Source organism: Allobacillus salarius (assembly GCF_007559425.1).
GTDB classification, from domain to species: Bacteria; Bacillota; Bacilli; order Bacillales; family Alkalibacillaceae; genus Allobacillus; species Allobacillus salarius.
Genome location: NZ_VMHE01000002.1, coordinates 98,933 through 114,141, shown reverse-complemented (window position 1 = coordinate 114,141; position 15,209 = coordinate 98,933). Strand labels below are relative to the sequence as shown.

The window sequence follows — 15,209 nt, the reverse complement described above, 5'->3', positions numbered from 1 at the left end:
AGACTCCCCCTAATCCTCTGAAATCCAGCTTCTTAATAATTTAGCGAATTCATCTGGTTGATCTTTTGCGAGCTGTTCAAGCTGTTTTCTTTTTGCAGTTGATTCTGTTTGCTTCTCTTCAATCTTGAAATCTTCAAGGTCGGGAATTTCTTCTTGATATACTTCCTCCACAACTTCCTCTTCATTTTTATTGCGGTATAATAAAAATAAAAGTAATAGAATAGCAATAATCAAAATACCACCAACAATATATAACCATGTTGGAATGCCGGTTTTTGGAGATTCAAAACTTCCTTGTCTCGAAAACTCTTGAAATACGACAGATATATTATTTAATGGCTCCTCGACCTCGACATCTGCTGATATCGATGTGTTCACAATCGAAGAAAGAATGGATTGAATATCTTCTTCAACTGCTGTTTGTTCTGCCGCTGACAATGTAACAGTTTCACCGTTTTCGATCGTAGAGTTATCAACTGCAACCTGGATCCCAATATCACGCACTTCATAAGGACTCTCGACAATCTCTTTTTGGATTCGGTTAAACTCATTGTTAATCGTTTCACGAACCATTTCATATTCTGATTGTCCGTCGCCCTCTTCAATTCCTTGGAGCTCAGGAATATCTGTATCTCCCTCAACTAAAGGAGCACCGTCATTACCTGTATATGTTTCTGTTATCCGGTCAACGCTCACAGGTAATCCTTCCATGTTTTCAAGATCTACCGGTTCGACTAACTCTTCGATTCGATTTTCTTGGGTAAAATCAATATCCGTTGTTACTGATACGACAACTTTGTCTTGACCGATCATCGTTCCGAGTAGACGTTGGACACGACGTTGGATGTCTTTTTCTACCTGCTCTTTAACTTCTTGATTCTGCACGTATGTATTGCCATAACCATTTGTTGAATTATTTATGTCTAAATAGTTAAAGTTTTGGTCCATGATGACGATATTATCTGTAGGGAGATTTGGAACAGCTTTGGATACTAGATGATATAGCCCTCTCACTTGGCTTTCTGAAAAGTTATAACCAAAGTCGGTCTCCAACACGATTGATGCAGATGAATCCTGCATTTCTTCTCCAACAAATATCGTTTTATTTGCACGATTGATTAATACTTTTGCTTGGTTAATTCCGTCAATATTCTCAATTAAGCTTGCTAACTCTGTTTGTAATGCATCGACTTCAATGATTTGTCGTTCTTCATCCGTCATACCCCAAGAAACATTTTCGGAAAAAAACGAGTAATCGATATTTCCGCTGTTCGGGATACCTTGTGAAGCAAAGTCTACTAACAATGAGTCAGATTGTTCTTCGGGAACGAGAATTGATGTTCCGCCATCTGTCAATTCGTATGTAATACCTCGTTCATCTAACTCTGCTTTTAATTGTCCAACTTCTTGATGTGACAAGTTGCTATACAAAGGCGTCATTTTCGTCGATGTCATAAAGTATGTAAGTATGATGATGAGAAGGATAAATATCGATAGTCCACCAATCACCCATGTTTTTTGTGAATTTGAACTACTTTTCCATCTCTCGGTCAACTGCTCACGAAAGCGTTGAATGGATTGATTCATTTTTGTCCCCCAACTTCCATAAATCTCTCTATCTATCTATTCTGGATCGATTTTACTTAGACTTTTGCTAGATTATAAGATTAGATTTGCATTCGCATAACTTCTCTGTATGCCTCAATCACTTTGTTTTGAATTTCTGTAGCGGCTTGTAGCGTTACACCTGCTTTTTGTGCTGTAATCATCACATCGTGCAAGTCTACATCTTCCCCACGAACTAATTGATTTGTTTTTATATCCGATTTTGTTTGTAAATCATTCACGTGGTTAATCGCATTTTTTAATTGCTCTGCAAACTGGTCTTTCGCTTCGGCAGTAGAAACATTGTTACTTTTCTCTCCACGTGACATGGCTAGCTTCATCGGGTTATTCGCTTGCTGTAATGCAGATAGTTGGATTGGATCCATCATTTAAGTCCCCCTTATTTACCGATTTCTAATGACTTCATCAAGATGCCTTTTGAAGCATTCAATGCCGTTACGTTTGCTTCATACGCACGGCTGGCTGTCATCATCCCCATCATTTCCTTCAGCGGATCGACGTTAGGCATCATCACATAACCTTCATCGTTGGCATCAGGGTGATCTGGGTTGTAAACTGGCTCGAATGGTGTCGGGTCATCATTAACCGAGTGGATTGAGACACCTTTTCCTGTGCTTATGTTTTGCTTTCCGATCGCTTTATGTAAAAATTGATTAAATTGCTCGCCTTTAGCTGCTTGGGTAACGATCTTTCTGCGATATGGCTCCCATTCCCCAGCTTCATTCAATTGTGCTCTTGTTGTTTGTTGATTTGCAATATTATCAGCGTGTACATCCATTTTGAACCGATTTGCAGTCAACGCACTTCCACTAATATTAATTCCATCGAACATCCCCATAATTAACGACCTCCACCGAGTACTGTACGGATTGAATTAAATTTTCCATTAATCCGTTCAGTCAATGCTTCATAATAAAGTTGGTTTTTCGATAATTCAGCCATTTCCTTATCTAGATCCACACTATTGCCATTATGGTTATATGTATGGTTTTGATTTTGTGTAATTTTTATCGTTGATGATTGTCGATTGAAAGGTATATGTTTCGGATGAGTCCTCAACGTCTCTAATTTCGATTGTTCTTGTTCTAATTGGGAATGGAAAGATACCTTCTTTGCTTTATAATTGGGCGTATCCACATTCGCAATATTATTGGCAATGACTTTATTTTTTGTTGATGCATAATCTAGACCTTGTGCCAAGTGATTAAACGTATTATTAAATAGCTTCATCAGATTCTCCTCTTTCGACCAAATATCTATGAATCCAAAACCAATCGACAATCTTTACAATTCAATTACTTTATTATTACATAAATCGGTGCTTAAAGACATATTATGCCCAAAACTTTCCTAGTATTTCGATAAAAATAAACCAAAAGTTCTATATAAAGATTTTATTTATTAATAAGATGACTTCGAATCTTTGTTTATGGTCCAAATCAAAATGAATTCATAGCCAGTAGGTCAATTGAAAAAGAAAATAAATCTATTTATCGTTTTGTGATTTTATACAAAAAATACCCCTTGAGTCATTAAAGTGACTCAAGGGGTATTTTATCGTACGTTTATTACATCGTTTTCTTTTCAAGCTCATTTAAAAATTTATCGTTCAATACTTTAATATACGTACCCTTCATACCTAGTGAACGAGATTCAATGACTCCAGCACTTTCCAATTTACGTAAAGCGTTAACGATAACGGAACGTGTAATACCTACGCGGTCAGCAATTTTACTTGCGACCAACAATCCCTCTTTACCATCTAGCTCTTTAAAAATGTGCTCGATAGCTTCTAGTTCACTGTAAGAAAGGGAATTAATCGCCATTTGAACAACTGCTTTACTACGAGCCTCTTCCTCAATTTCTTCAGCTTTCTGGTGTAATATTTCCATTCCTACAACCGTTGCACCATATTCACCAAGTAAGAGATCGTCATCTTCAAAAGATTCTTCTACTCTTGCCAAAATCAACGTTCCTAGTCGTTCTGCTCCACCAAGAATTGGAACAATTGTCGTTAACCCTTGTTTAAACAAATCTTTGTTCTCAACAGGAAATGCAGTGTACTCACTGTCGATATCAATATTGGAAGTTGTTTCTTGGATATTGAATAAGTTACTTGTGTATTCTTCAGGGAATTGTCTTTCTTCAAGCATTTGTTTCATTCGGCTATTCTCAATCTCTTCTTTGATTGCATACCCTAATAATTTCCCTTTACGACTTACTACATAGACGTTTGAATCAATGACATCTTTTAAAGTACCCGCCATGTCATTGAAGTTCACCGCGTTTCCTTGTGTTTTCTGTAACATTTGATTGATGACTCGTGTTCTTTCTAATAATGATTTCATCTTTACATCCTCCTAAATTTTATAAAATGTATTGTGATAAGTCTTTGTTTTTAACAATGGTTGTTAGCTTTTCATCAACATAGTTTTCGGTAATCTCGATTTTTTCCATCGTGATGTCTGGCGCTTCATAAGATAGATCTTCTAGCAGCTTTTCCATGATTGTATGAAGCCTTCTTGCTCCAATATTATCTGTCTCCTGGTTGACTTCATAGGCGATTTCCGCGATTCGTTTGATCGCTTCATCCGTAAATTCTAACTTTATATCCTCGGTTCCCAACAAAGCGGTATACTGTTTGATTAACGCATTTGATGGTTCTTTCAAAATATTGATAAAATCTTCAGTGGCGAGCTTGTTCAATTCGACTCTTATTGGAAATCTTCCCTGTAATTCAGGAATTAAATCAGAAGGTTTCGCCATATGAAAAGCTCCCGCAGCAATGAAGAGCATATAGTCAGTTTTAACAGTGCCGTATTTCGTAACGATTGTTCCGCCTTCTACAATTGGTAAAATGTCTCGTTGGACACCTTCTCGGGAAACTCCTGCTTGCTGATCATCTTTGCCACATACTTTATCGATCTCATCGATGAAGATAATTCCCGATTGTTCTGCATGTTCGATTGCTTTTTGGTGAACTTCATCCATATCAATTAACTTTTGCGCCTCTTCATGAGTCAAAATTTCTCTTGCTTCCTTCACAGGCAGTCTGCGTTTTTTCTTTTTCTTTGGAAGCATTTGGCTAAATGCGTCTTGCATGTTCATACCCATTTGTTCCATGCCTGAACCTTGTAGTGCGTCAAACATGGATGGCGTTTGTTCTTCGACTTGAATCGTGACCATTTGGTTTTCTAACTCACCAAGTTCCAATTGATGTTTAATCCGTTTACGTTTATCCGCCACTTCACTATCTTCTTCCTCATGTTCTTGCGTTTCCTGATTTTGCTGTTGACTAAACAACATCTCGAAAGGATTGGATACGTTTGACTTCTTTTTCTTCTCAGGCACAAGTAGTTTCACAAGTCGGCGGTTTGCTTGCTCTCTTGCTTCTTCTTGAACTTCGATCATTTTTTGTTCTTTTACCATACGAACACTCATATCCACTAAGTCACGAACCATCGATTCAACATCTCGCCCGACGTAACCAACCTCGGTAAACTTAGTAGCCTCGACTTTAACAAAAGGTGCATGGACAAGCTTAGCAAGTCGCCTTGCCAATTCTGTTTTTCCTACACCTGTAGGACCGATCATCAAGATGTTTTTCGGTACGATTTCTTCTTTCAACTCGTTTGGAAGCCGCATTCGGCGGTATCGATTACGAAGAGCAACTGCTAATGCTTTTTTTGCATCTTCTTGGCCAATGATGTATTTATTTAACTGACTTACAATTTCTTTTGGGGTCGCCGTCTTACTCATTCATCATTCTCCTTTTCCGCCAAGTGTTTCAACGACGATTTGATCGTTTGTAAAAACACAAATTTCACTTGCAATCTCTAATGCTGATTTAGCGATGTTTTCAGCATCATCAATATTTCCATAACGTTTCAAGGCACGACCAGCACTTAATGCAAAGTTTCCACCGGAGCCAATTGCCAGGATATCATCATCAGGCTCAATCACTTCCCCAGTACCTGATACTAGTAACATGTTTTCAAGATCCATAACAATGAGCATCGCTTCAAGTTTACGGAGAACTTTGTCACTTCTCCACTCTTTGGCGAGTTCGACTGCTGAACGTTGAAGATTTCCTTCATACTTTTCAAGGTACGCCTCAAATTTCTCGAATAACGTAAATGCATCAGCAACCGATCCGGCAAATCCGGCTAATACTTTTCCGTTATGTATTTTTCTAACTTTACGGGCAGTGTGCTTCATCACGACTGCATTTCCGAGTGTCACCTGTCCATCACCGCTCATCGCTGCCTTTCCATTATGTCGAACGGCAAAAATCGTTGTTGCATGAAATTCTTGTGACATATTTATCACTCCTATATTTCAATTACGCTCTTGGATGTGCATTATCATAAATTCTCTTCAGATAATCCTTTGTCACATGGGTATATACTTGGGTAGATGATAGACTTTCATGACCCAACAACTCCTGTACAGACCTCATATCTGCACCTTGATTCAATAAGTGCGTTGCAAATGAGTGACGTAACTTATGCGGGTGAATTTTTGAAGTCAAGGCAGCTTTTTTAAGCATACGATTTAAAACATACCGAATTCCGCGATCGGTTATAGGCTCACCTAGATGATTCAAAAACACCACATTACTTTCGTTCTGTGATTTACTCTGAAGTTTTGGCCTTGATTCATTAAGATATTTTTTTAATTCCATCTCAGCGAATGAACCAAAAGGCACGTATCTTTGTTTCTGACCTTTTCCGAAAACGAGAAGGAGGCCAGCTGTAAAATCAACATCACCGATTTTTAAACCAACGAGTTCAGTCACACGAATGCCAGTTGCATAGAGTACTTCTAAAATTGCTCGGTTTCGTTGACTTATCGGCGTCATACCATCTTCAGCCGTGAACAATTGTTCCATTTCCTCATCATAAAAAAACTGAGGTATTTTCTTATCCAATTTTGGCATGGAGACATATAGAAAAGGATTTTGTTCGACAACTTCTTCTTTTTCCAAATAGTTAAAGAAAGAGCGTAAGCCAGACAATTTTCTCGAAACCGATTTTTTTGATAACTTTTCTCGATATAACGTCGTTAAATACAAACGAATTTCCACATGAGTAATTCGATTGATTTCATCGATTGACTCTGCACTTAGAAACTGTTCAAATTGCTTAATATCCGTTACGTATTGTTGAATCGTCAACTTAGATGTGTTTTTTTCTACACGCATATAATCTTCAAACGCTTTAACCCATTGTCCAAATATCATGGATCGTCACACTTTCTTATTTAAATCGTTTAAATCTTATCAAAATTTTTTAAATTATTCAACAATTAACACGTTGTCTTCACAAATTTGTTGAATTTAGAAGCAAATCAATCAACAATAATTGGTGATAAATAATCTGTGCTACCCAGTATCTATTTCATGTAAATCCTTAAATAATAAGTTTTCTCTTTGTTTATGATGTAAAGGAAAACTTCTTACCACTGAGTAATTCTATAGGAATGTGAATTGTGTGTCAATTTAAACAAACTCTCTCTATACACTTTTCACAATTTAGATAAAATTTAATCACAAAACCGACTTATTTTTCTAAAAATAGGTATTATTAACCAAAAAAACACTGTTCCTACACTGGAATCCCAGGGAAGGAACAGTATGAGGTGATTATTGCACACCTTCTTTGTAATCGCAATTCGTACACGTTATTTGTGTACCTTTTTTCTGTTTCTTTTCTACCAATAATGACTCACATTTTGGACAAGGGCGATCGATTGGTTTATCCCATGATACAAAATCACATTCTGGGAATCGATCACAACCGTAAAATGTTCTTCGTTTCTTACTTTTACGTTCGACGACTTGCCCTTTTTCACATTTCGGACACGTTACCCCAATTTCTTTAAGAATCGGCTTCGTGTTACGACAATCAGGGAAGTTGGAGCATGCTAAGAACTTTCCATAGCGGCCCATTTTATAAACCATTTCATGGCCGCATTTCTCACAGTTGATTCCTGCAGGCTCATCTTTAATTTCAACTTTTTCAATTTCTTCTTCAGCTTTTTCTAGACGTTTCTCAAAGCCTTCGTAGAATTGACCGACTACACGACGCCATTTTTTGTCACCGTCTTCGATACCATCCAAATCATTTTCCATGTTCACCGTAAACTCGATATCAACAATCTCTGGAAAATATTCTTCTAATAAATCATTGATGATTTCACCAAGCTCTGTCGGGATAAATCGCTTGTTTTCCAATTTGACGTATCCACGGCGCTGGATTGTATCCAACGTAGGCGCATAAGTTGATGGTCGTCCTATTCCTTTTTCCTCCATTGTCTTCACAAGTCTTGCTTCAGTATATCTTGGAGGTGGCTGTGTGAAGTGTTGTTCCGGCTCAATCTGACTCGCTGTTGAATGGCTTCCTTCTTCCAATTCCGGAAGTAATTTTTGCTCATCCTTTTTCTGATCGTCCGTACCTTCTACATATACCTTCATAAAGCCTTTAAACTTCACTTGGGAGCCAGAAGCACGGAACTCGACATCGTTATTCAACAAGTGCACTGTGACAGTGTCTAGTACTGCTGGTGCCATTTGGCTGGCTACAAAGCGTTCCCAGATCAACTTATATAGTTTGTATTGATCATTTGATAGTTTCGGTTTAATCGCTAATGGTTCTTTAGAGACAACTGTCGGCCGAATCGCTTCGTGTGCGTCTTGTGTTTTTTGTTGTGTTTTCTTCGCCCGAGATTTACCGAGGTATTCCTCACCGTACTTACTTTGAATTAAGTTTATTGCTTCATCTTTTGCCGTATCCGAAATCCGCGTCGAGTCTGTACGCATATAGGTAATCAAACCAGTCGTACCCTCTCGACCACCAAGATCGATTCCTTCGTACAATTGTTGAGCGATCATCATAGTTTTCTTTGCACGGAAGTTCAATTTTCGGAATGCTTCCTGCTGTAATGATGATGTAGTGAATGGTAAGGAAGGATTTCTTCTTCGCTCACGCTTGTTCACTTGATCGACTGTAAAATCTTTTCCGTTCAACTGCTTCAATATTTGATCGACATCTTCTCTTGATTTTAGCTCTTTCTTTTTCCCATCCACTCCGTAAAACTTCGCTTTAAATGTTTCACCGTTATGGGAAAATTCAGCTTCGATTGACCAATATTCTTCAGGTGTGAAATTATTGATCTCATTCTCACGGTCGATAATCAGCTTGACTGCAACAGACTGAACCCGTCCTGCACTTAATCCTTTTTTAATCTTTTTCCAAAGTAATGGACTAATATTGTATCCGACAAGTCGGTCCAGTACACGTCTTGCCTGCTGAGCATTCACAAGATCCATGTTGATCGACCTTGGCTCTTTAAATGAATCCTTTACTGCGTCTTTTGTAATTTCATTAAAAACGACACGGCAGGCTTCATCCTCACCTATGCCTAAACTATTAGCCAAGTGCCATGCAATTGCTTCCCCTTCACGATCGGGGTCGGCAGCAAGATAGACTTTTTTCGCCTTCTTGGCTGACTTCTTTAAGTCGTTTAAAATGGGACCTTTTCCTCGGATTGTAATATACCGTGGTTCAAAATCATTATCGACATCGACACCTATTTGACTTTTAGGCAAATCAATAACGTGCCCCATTGAAGCCTTTACTTTATACTTCTTTCCTAAATAGCGTTCAATTGTTTTTGCTTTCGCCGGTGATTCGACGATCACTAAATAATCCGACATATATTCAGTCCTCCTGCGAGGTTTTCTATTTTTGATTTACATTCATTCAAACTGTCTCTATAGGACGTCCAGCCCATTTATTCATCGATTCTAGTCTGCTGATCAGCAGATGATTCCGTTTTTCAAGTGGCTCTACGCAGCCTATTAGGTTGAATTCATCTTATTGATAGCTTTTCTTGTTTGATCGATGGGCTCATTTCACTTATTGGCGGCTTCATTCGATTTATCGGCGGGTTCGCTGTATTTATCGACGGCTCTACTCGATTTATCGGCGGGTTCGTTGCATTTATCGGCGGCTCCACTCGATTTATCGGCGGCTCGTACCATTTGCTCAATGGCCATCAACAAACAGAGAATTTGAATGATTGATTCTATTGTATGAGTACTTTGATTTTCTTTGATGATAAATCTCATTCATTATTAAATACTTTCTACCTGTTTGTCAAACCGATTTTTCATTTTTTGGTTATTTTCATGAAAATTCTTAATTAATTTTATTCCACCAATCTAATAAGTCTTGCGGGTTTGTAATAGGGATTGCTCCCTCCTGCAAAAGCTTAAGGCAACCTTCTGCTTCTGGCAAGAAAATTGAATCAGGAACAACAAAAACATCCTTTCCTTGCTCAAGTGCCTGGTCTGCAGTGATCATTGTCCCACTACGTTTAGTGGCTTCAATAATCAATGTTGCTCGACTTAGTCCGCTAATAATACGATTTCGTTCAGGAAAATGCCAACGATTCGGCTTCATATCAGGTGGATACTCGGTTAACAACAATCCGTGTCTCTCAATTGTTCGATACAATGCCGTATGGGCCTTCGGATAAATATGATTAAATCCAAAAGCTAAAACAGCAATGGTTTTCCCTTGTTGATCTAATGTCAATTGATGGCTCATTCCATCGATTCCATAAGCAAGGCCACTGACAATTGTGACAGATTGCTTGATGAGTGGTGGTAGTAATAAGTTAATTTTATTTTTAGCGGAGGGGGACGGTTTTCTTGAACCGATCACACTTAAATGATTACCACAAAGAAGCTCGCGATTACCGCGTGCATAAAGGATTAACGGGGGATCTGGAATCGTAGCTAAAGAATGTGGATAATTCGGGTCATAAATCGTTATCGGGCGTAACAGGTTAAATTGGCGAGCGGATCTTTGTCGTTGAAGACGATTTTGGAAGTGTTCATATAGTGATTGGGCTTCAGAGGATGTCAATTGAAGTGGTTGAATGAGGTCTCTCCAATGAAGTGAATGCAATCGTTCAAGTGAAGGGTCTGTCAATAAATAATTTTGCACTTTCTTTCGTGTTATTTTTGGATGAGATAGCAAATGGAACAGTTCAAATGAGGGGTTTATTTGCATTGAACAGTGGCTCCTTTGAGAGTAGGTATTATTTAATTTTAATAAAACACAAAATACGCTTGTGATTGTAATCTATAAAACTTGGATTAGTAAATGCTGGGGAAGGTTGAAGGTTATTTCGTAGAATAATAGTTGAGCCCAGACGATTCATCTGGACTCAACCTAATTACTTATTGAACCGTTTTACATTTTTTGGCAAGTCCTTTTTCTTCAAGAACTTTAATCATTGTTTCACCAATATCTGCTGGTGTTTCAGCTACAGCAATACCGCTTTCTTTCATAATGCGTTTTTTCTCATCTGCTGTACCTTTACCGCCAGAGATAATCGCACCAGCGTGGCCCATACGTTTTCCTGGAGGAGCTGTTGCACCACCAATGAATCCGACGACTGGCTTCGTCATATTCGCTTTCACCCACTCAGCAGCTTCTTCTTCAGCTGTTCCGCCGATTTCACCAATCATGACAACTGCCTCTGTTTCTGGGTCTTCATTGAAAGCTTTTAGTACGTCAATGAAATCTGTTCCGTTAACTGGGTCTCCACCGATACCGACCGCTGTAGATTGACCATAGCCTTCTGTTGAAAGCTGATGAACCGCTTCATAAGTCAATGTACCAGAACGAGATACGACGCCGATGTGGCCTTTTTTGTGGATGTAGCCTGGCATGATACCGATTTTAGATTCATCTGGCGTGATCACACCTGGGCAGTTCGGTCCGACAAGACGAGTTTTCGAACCTTCCATCGCTCTTTTAACTTTAACCATATCCAAAACAGGAATGTGTTCAGTAATACAAATAACCAAATCCAATTCAGCGTCTACAGCTTCTAGAATTGCATCCGCTGCGAATGGAGCCGGCACGTAAATGACAGAAGCATTTGCACCTGTTTCTTTAACCGCTTCTTCAACAGTATTGAAGACTGGCACACCTTCTACTTCTTGTCCACCTTTACCTGGTGAAGTACCGCCGACAACTTTTGTACCATATTCAAGCATTTGTTTCGTATGAAAAAGGGCTGTAGAGCCTGTGATCCCTTGAACAATAACTTTTGTATCTTTGTTTACATATACGCTCATGTTCGACCGTCCTTTCTTATTTGACTAGAGATACAATTTTATTTGCACCATCAGCCATTGATTCTGCTGAAGTAATATTCAATCCAGATTCATCCAAAATTTTCTTCCCTTGATCGACGTTTGTACCTTCCAAACGAACGACAAGTGGCATTTCAAGACCAACTTGTTTTGTTGCTTCAACAACACCTTCAGCGATGACATCACACTTCATGATTCCACCGAAAATATTGACAAAAATACCTTTTACGTTTTGGTCAGATAGAATAATCTTGAATGCTTCAGTTACCTTCTCAGTTGTAGCGCCTCCCCCAACATCAAGGAAGTTAGCCGGTTCGCCGCCATAATGCTTGATAATGTCCATTGTAGACATCGCAAGACCAGCGCCGTTTACCATACAACCGATATTTCCATCTAATGCTACATAGCTTAAGTCATATTTGGAAGCTTCGATTTCTTTTTCATCTTCTTCATCCAAATCACGTAGCTCTTGAATATCCTTCTGACGGAATAATGCGTTATCATCAAAGTTCAATTTCGCATCAAGCGCAATAACCTCACCATCACCAGTTGTTACTAGTGGGTTGATTTCAGCAATTGAACAATCTTTTTCGACAAATACTTTGTAAAGGCTCATCATAAACTTAACAGCTTTACCAACGTATTCTTTCGGAATGTTCATATTGAATGCAAGTCTTCTTGCTTGATAAGGGCTTAGACCTACAACTGGGTCAACAACCTCTTTAAAAATTTTCTCTGGCGTTTCAGCTGCCACTTCTTCAATTTCCGTTCCGCCTTCTTCCGATCCCATCATAACGACACTGGAAGTAGCACGGTCAAGGACAACACCTAGATAGTATTCATTCTTGATGTCGCATCCTTCTTCAATCAATAAACGTTTAACTTCTTTTCCATCTGGACCAGTTTGGTGTGTCACCAATGTTTTGCCTAGGATTTCGTCAGCGTATTGCTTCACTTCATCCATGTTTTTGGCGATTTTGACACCACCGGCTTTTCCGCGTCCACCAGCGTGGATTTGCGCTTTAACGACTTTCACATCTGTCGTCAATTCTTTTGCAGCTTCAACAGCTTCATCAACAGAAAAAGCTACTTTACTATTTGGAACTGCCACATTGTACTCGCGGAAAATTTCTTTCGCTTGATACTCATGAATGTTCATGTTACATCCTCCCATCGATAATATCTCTAGCTATAAGAAAACCATGCTGGTCTTATTATACATAAAAAATTGTATCATTCAAAAGAACATTCGCCAAATTACTTGGTTTTTGTCATTTTTTGATCAATTCGATAAATATAAGCGAATACTTCGGCAACGGCTTGATATAATTCTTCCGGGATTTTTTCATTAATATTTAAGTGACTCATTAACTCAATAAGCGCTGGGTCTTCGTGTACGGGAATATCTTCACTAGCCGCCCGCTGCAATATTTCTTCAGCTAATAACCCCTGGCCTTTTGCAATGACTTTTGGGGCTGCTTCTGTTTCACCGTCATAACGTAAAGCGATGGCTGACTTTCGATTTGGCATAAATTTTCTCATGCTTTAAAATCAATCCCTTCACCTTGTTTTAATGGAGAAGGTGAAAAAACATCTGCTGGAAGCTCTTTCGATTTTCTTTGCAGCTTTTTCAAATGAAGGCCAGTGAATTGATAATCAATTCCTTCCAAACCATTTCGTAAATCCTGTTCGTAATGATGTACGATTGAACGAATGGATTTAGGGTCTTGATGATAGATTGTTACATCGACCATTCGGTTAATCACTTGCATATCAATAATGATATTGCTTAGATGTGGAAGATCTAAATAAAACATGATTCGACATTGTTCTGGATGAATCGTACCATCTGCTTGTTTTTTCCCTTCGAAGTCCATCCAAAGATCTTCGTTTAGCCCTAGCATTTCTTTTGGAAGTTGTGCGCTAAACTGAATAAAATCACGATTAGCTTCCATTGATAAATGCATCGCTTGAAGCGTCTGTTGAATTTGCTGAGCCGCTGCTTGGAAAGATGTTGAAGAGGTCTGACTTTGCACTTGTTGCAGTTGTGATAAAATACTCGGAAAATCACTCGACTTCCCTTTCCCACTCTCCACTTGAGTTAATTCCATAAAGCTCGACAATTTCGCCATAACCGTGGTCGCATTGACACTTGATAACTGCGTCATTCCTCTAAAAAATAAAAGTGCACGACTTTGTTCCCCATCTGCTTGTAAATCGAGTAAGTGCGTCAATGAGTTCAGCAATTGTGTTCCATTCGTTGTGCGTAGAAAACCAGCAACGTCAGTGGACTGTTGCTGAATAGAATTTGTCAATTGGTCCAACGTATTTTGCTGCATCGGTAGTTGTTTTTTCAAATTAGCCAGAAAAGTTCCTTGCAGTAAATTGTTAACGACCCGTACTTGTTCTTTTGTGATGGCTCCGTTGTTTCGAATGGATTGCAAAATATCGACAACGGTTTGAAGACTTTTACTTGAATTGCCTAATTGCTGACTTGCCAACTGTTGAATACTTGCCGAGATTTTTTCACCCGTCATTGAAAAAGGAAATGGTTGGGTCTGACCATTGAGCAATTGATTGCCAGACGGTTGAAATCTGATCGATTGCGAAGTAGCCCATGACCGAATATGTGCTGACCATTCGGCATAACTCGTTTGACTAGGAATGACTCCGGCTTTTTTGAAAAGCTGGAAGGTCGTCTGAGATCCACGTCCGACTTCTTTTAAAGCTTGAAACATGAATGTATGTAGTATTTGGTTGCTTGATCGCTCACTTTGAAACAATTGCAGCGAGGATGCGAGCTGGATTTGATTCAAGGTTTGTTGCTTATTTGCCATCATTTGACTTTCTAGCTGCTGAATGGCTTGGTTAATTGATATGGGTTGATTCAAACGCTTAGATAAAGACTGATAGACTTGCTCTGTCAACGGCATATTACGAAGCAACATCTCTGATAAGATTGTCGATCGAGTTGAAAGTGCATCGTTTTTACCCAATGCAAATAATTGCCCAAGGGATTCCTTCGACAGTGGAATTTGTTGTTTCATCAACTCGTGCAATAGCGCTTGGTCAGCCTTTGTTAACTTTAGACCGAGCGTTTGCATTAACACGTTGATCCGTTCAGCAGGCTCATTTGCCGGTTTTTGTGATAGAACTTTCATTTTAATAGCGGGAGAAGTTTCCATCACTTGCATTAAATATCTTTGGTTGACATGAAGTTCCGTATCAATTTGACCAACGATCTGCTTCCCGCTCATTTGCATTAAGGCACGGTTTTCAGGTAAGAACTTAATAACGCGTGCGGGAAGTATTTGTCCAGTCCGAACGGTCAATTTTGAAGAGTCCGTCCGGGACAACCGGATTGATTGAAAAAGTTGATTAATTGGATTCGGTTGCATCACTTTTTTCC

The 15,209-nt window shown here is 38.9% G+C and carries 15 protein-coding genes; 1 reads left to right on the top strand and 14 read right to left on the bottom strand.

The window, feature by feature from the left end; translation table 11 throughout:
• Positions 1–9 precede the first annotated feature (9 nt).
• The 9 genes from fliF to topA all read right to left on the bottom strand — a co-directional run bounded on the left by fliF (position 10) and on the right by topA (position 9,343).
• Positions 10–1,587 (bottom strand): flagellar basal-body MS-ring/collar protein FliF, encoded by a 1,578-nt coding sequence (gene fliF, locus FPQ13_RS02515; protein ID WP_144087735.1) that lies wholly within the window; start codon positions 1,585–1,587, stop codon positions 10–12.
• An 80-nt stretch (positions 1,588–1,667) separates the two neighbouring features.
• A complete protein-coding gene (gene fliE, locus FPQ13_RS02510) occupies positions 1,668–1,946 on the bottom strand; it encodes a flagellar hook-basal body complex protein FliE (protein ID WP_144087867.1) in 279 nt (92 codons plus the stop codon).
• Between the two features lie 59 nt (positions 1,947–2,005).
• Complete coding sequence (gene flgC / locus FPQ13_RS02505; protein WP_144087734.1) at positions 2,006–2,464, bottom strand: flagellar basal body rod protein FlgC; 459 nt, start codon at positions 2,462–2,464, stop codon at positions 2,006–2,008.
• Between the two features lie 2 nt (positions 2,465–2,466).
• Entirely contained in the window at positions 2,467–2,856 is a 390-nt protein-coding gene (gene flgB / locus FPQ13_RS02500) for a flagellar basal body rod protein FlgB (protein WP_144087733.1), read from the bottom strand.
• 338 nt (positions 2,857–3,194) lie between these two features.
• Entirely contained in the window at positions 3,195–3,974 is a 780-nt protein-coding gene (codY, locus tag FPQ13_RS02495) for a GTP-sensing pleiotropic transcriptional regulator CodY (protein WP_144087732.1), read from the bottom strand.
• A 19-nt stretch (positions 3,975–3,993) separates the two neighbouring features.
• On the bottom strand, positions 3,994–5,385 hold the full coding sequence (gene hslU / locus FPQ13_RS02490; RefSeq protein ID WP_144087731.1) for an ATP-dependent protease ATPase subunit HslU: 1,392 nt from the start codon (positions 5,383–5,385) through the stop codon (positions 3,994–3,996).
• A 3-nt stretch (positions 5,386–5,388) separates the two neighbouring features.
• Entirely contained in the window at positions 5,389–5,946 is a 558-nt protein-coding gene (gene hslV / locus FPQ13_RS02485; RefSeq protein ID WP_144087730.1) for an ATP-dependent protease subunit HslV, read from the bottom strand.
• A gap of 22 nt (positions 5,947–5,968) precedes the next feature.
• Positions 5,969–6,868, bottom strand: a complete 900-nt coding sequence (gene xerC, locus FPQ13_RS02480) for a tyrosine recombinase XerC (protein ID WP_144087729.1) — start codon at positions 6,866–6,868, stop codon at positions 5,969–5,971.
• 402 nt (positions 6,869–7,270) lie between these two features.
• Positions 7,271–9,343 (bottom strand): type I DNA topoisomerase, encoded by a 2,073-nt coding sequence (gene topA, locus FPQ13_RS02475; protein ID WP_144087728.1) that lies wholly within the window; start codon positions 9,341–9,343, stop codon positions 7,271–7,273.
• 180 nt (positions 9,344–9,523) lie between these two features.
• Here topA and FPQ13_RS02470 point away from each other — a divergent pair, with 180 nt between their 5' ends.
• The gene (locus FPQ13_RS02470; protein ID WP_144087727.1) at positions 9,524–9,712 is read left to right on the top strand and encodes a hypothetical protein; all 189 of its coding nucleotides are present in this window, start codon (positions 9,524–9,526) and stop codon (positions 9,710–9,712) included.
• A gap of 115 nt (positions 9,713–9,827) precedes the next feature.
• On the opposite strand, the gene dprA is transcribed toward FPQ13_RS02470, so the two are convergent.
• The 5 genes from dprA to FPQ13_RS02445 all read right to left on the bottom strand — a co-directional run bounded on the left by dprA (position 9,828) and on the right by FPQ13_RS02445 (position 15,201).
• Positions 9,828–10,706 carry a DNA-processing protein DprA gene (gene dprA, locus FPQ13_RS02465; RefSeq protein WP_144087726.1) on the bottom strand — a complete coding sequence of 293 codons (879 nt, stop codon included), beginning with the start codon at positions 10,704–10,706 and terminating at the stop codon, positions 9,828–9,830.
• A 170-nt stretch (positions 10,707–10,876) separates the two neighbouring features.
• Positions 10,877–11,782 (bottom strand): succinate--CoA ligase subunit alpha, encoded by a 906-nt coding sequence (gene sucD / locus FPQ13_RS02460; protein ID WP_144087725.1) that lies wholly within the window; start codon positions 11,780–11,782, stop codon positions 10,877–10,879.
• Positions 11,783–11,798: 16 nt separating this feature from the next.
• On the bottom strand, positions 11,799–12,959 hold the full coding sequence (gene sucC / locus FPQ13_RS02455) for an ADP-forming succinate--CoA ligase subunit beta (RefSeq protein WP_144087724.1): 1,161 nt from the start codon (positions 12,957–12,959) through the stop codon (positions 11,799–11,801).
• A 98-nt stretch (positions 12,960–13,057) separates the two neighbouring features.
• Positions 13,058–13,330, bottom strand: coding sequence for an EscU/YscU/HrcU family type III secretion system export apparatus switch protein (locus FPQ13_RS02450; RefSeq protein WP_246065313.1), 273 nt, complete (start codon positions 13,328–13,330; stop codon positions 13,058–13,060).
• An 8-nt stretch (positions 13,331–13,338) separates the two neighbouring features.
• Positions 13,339–15,201 (bottom strand): hypothetical protein, encoded by a 1,863-nt coding sequence (locus FPQ13_RS02445; RefSeq protein ID WP_144087722.1) that lies wholly within the window; start codon positions 15,199–15,201, stop codon positions 13,339–13,341.
• Between the last annotated feature and the right edge of the window lie 8 nt (positions 15,202–15,209).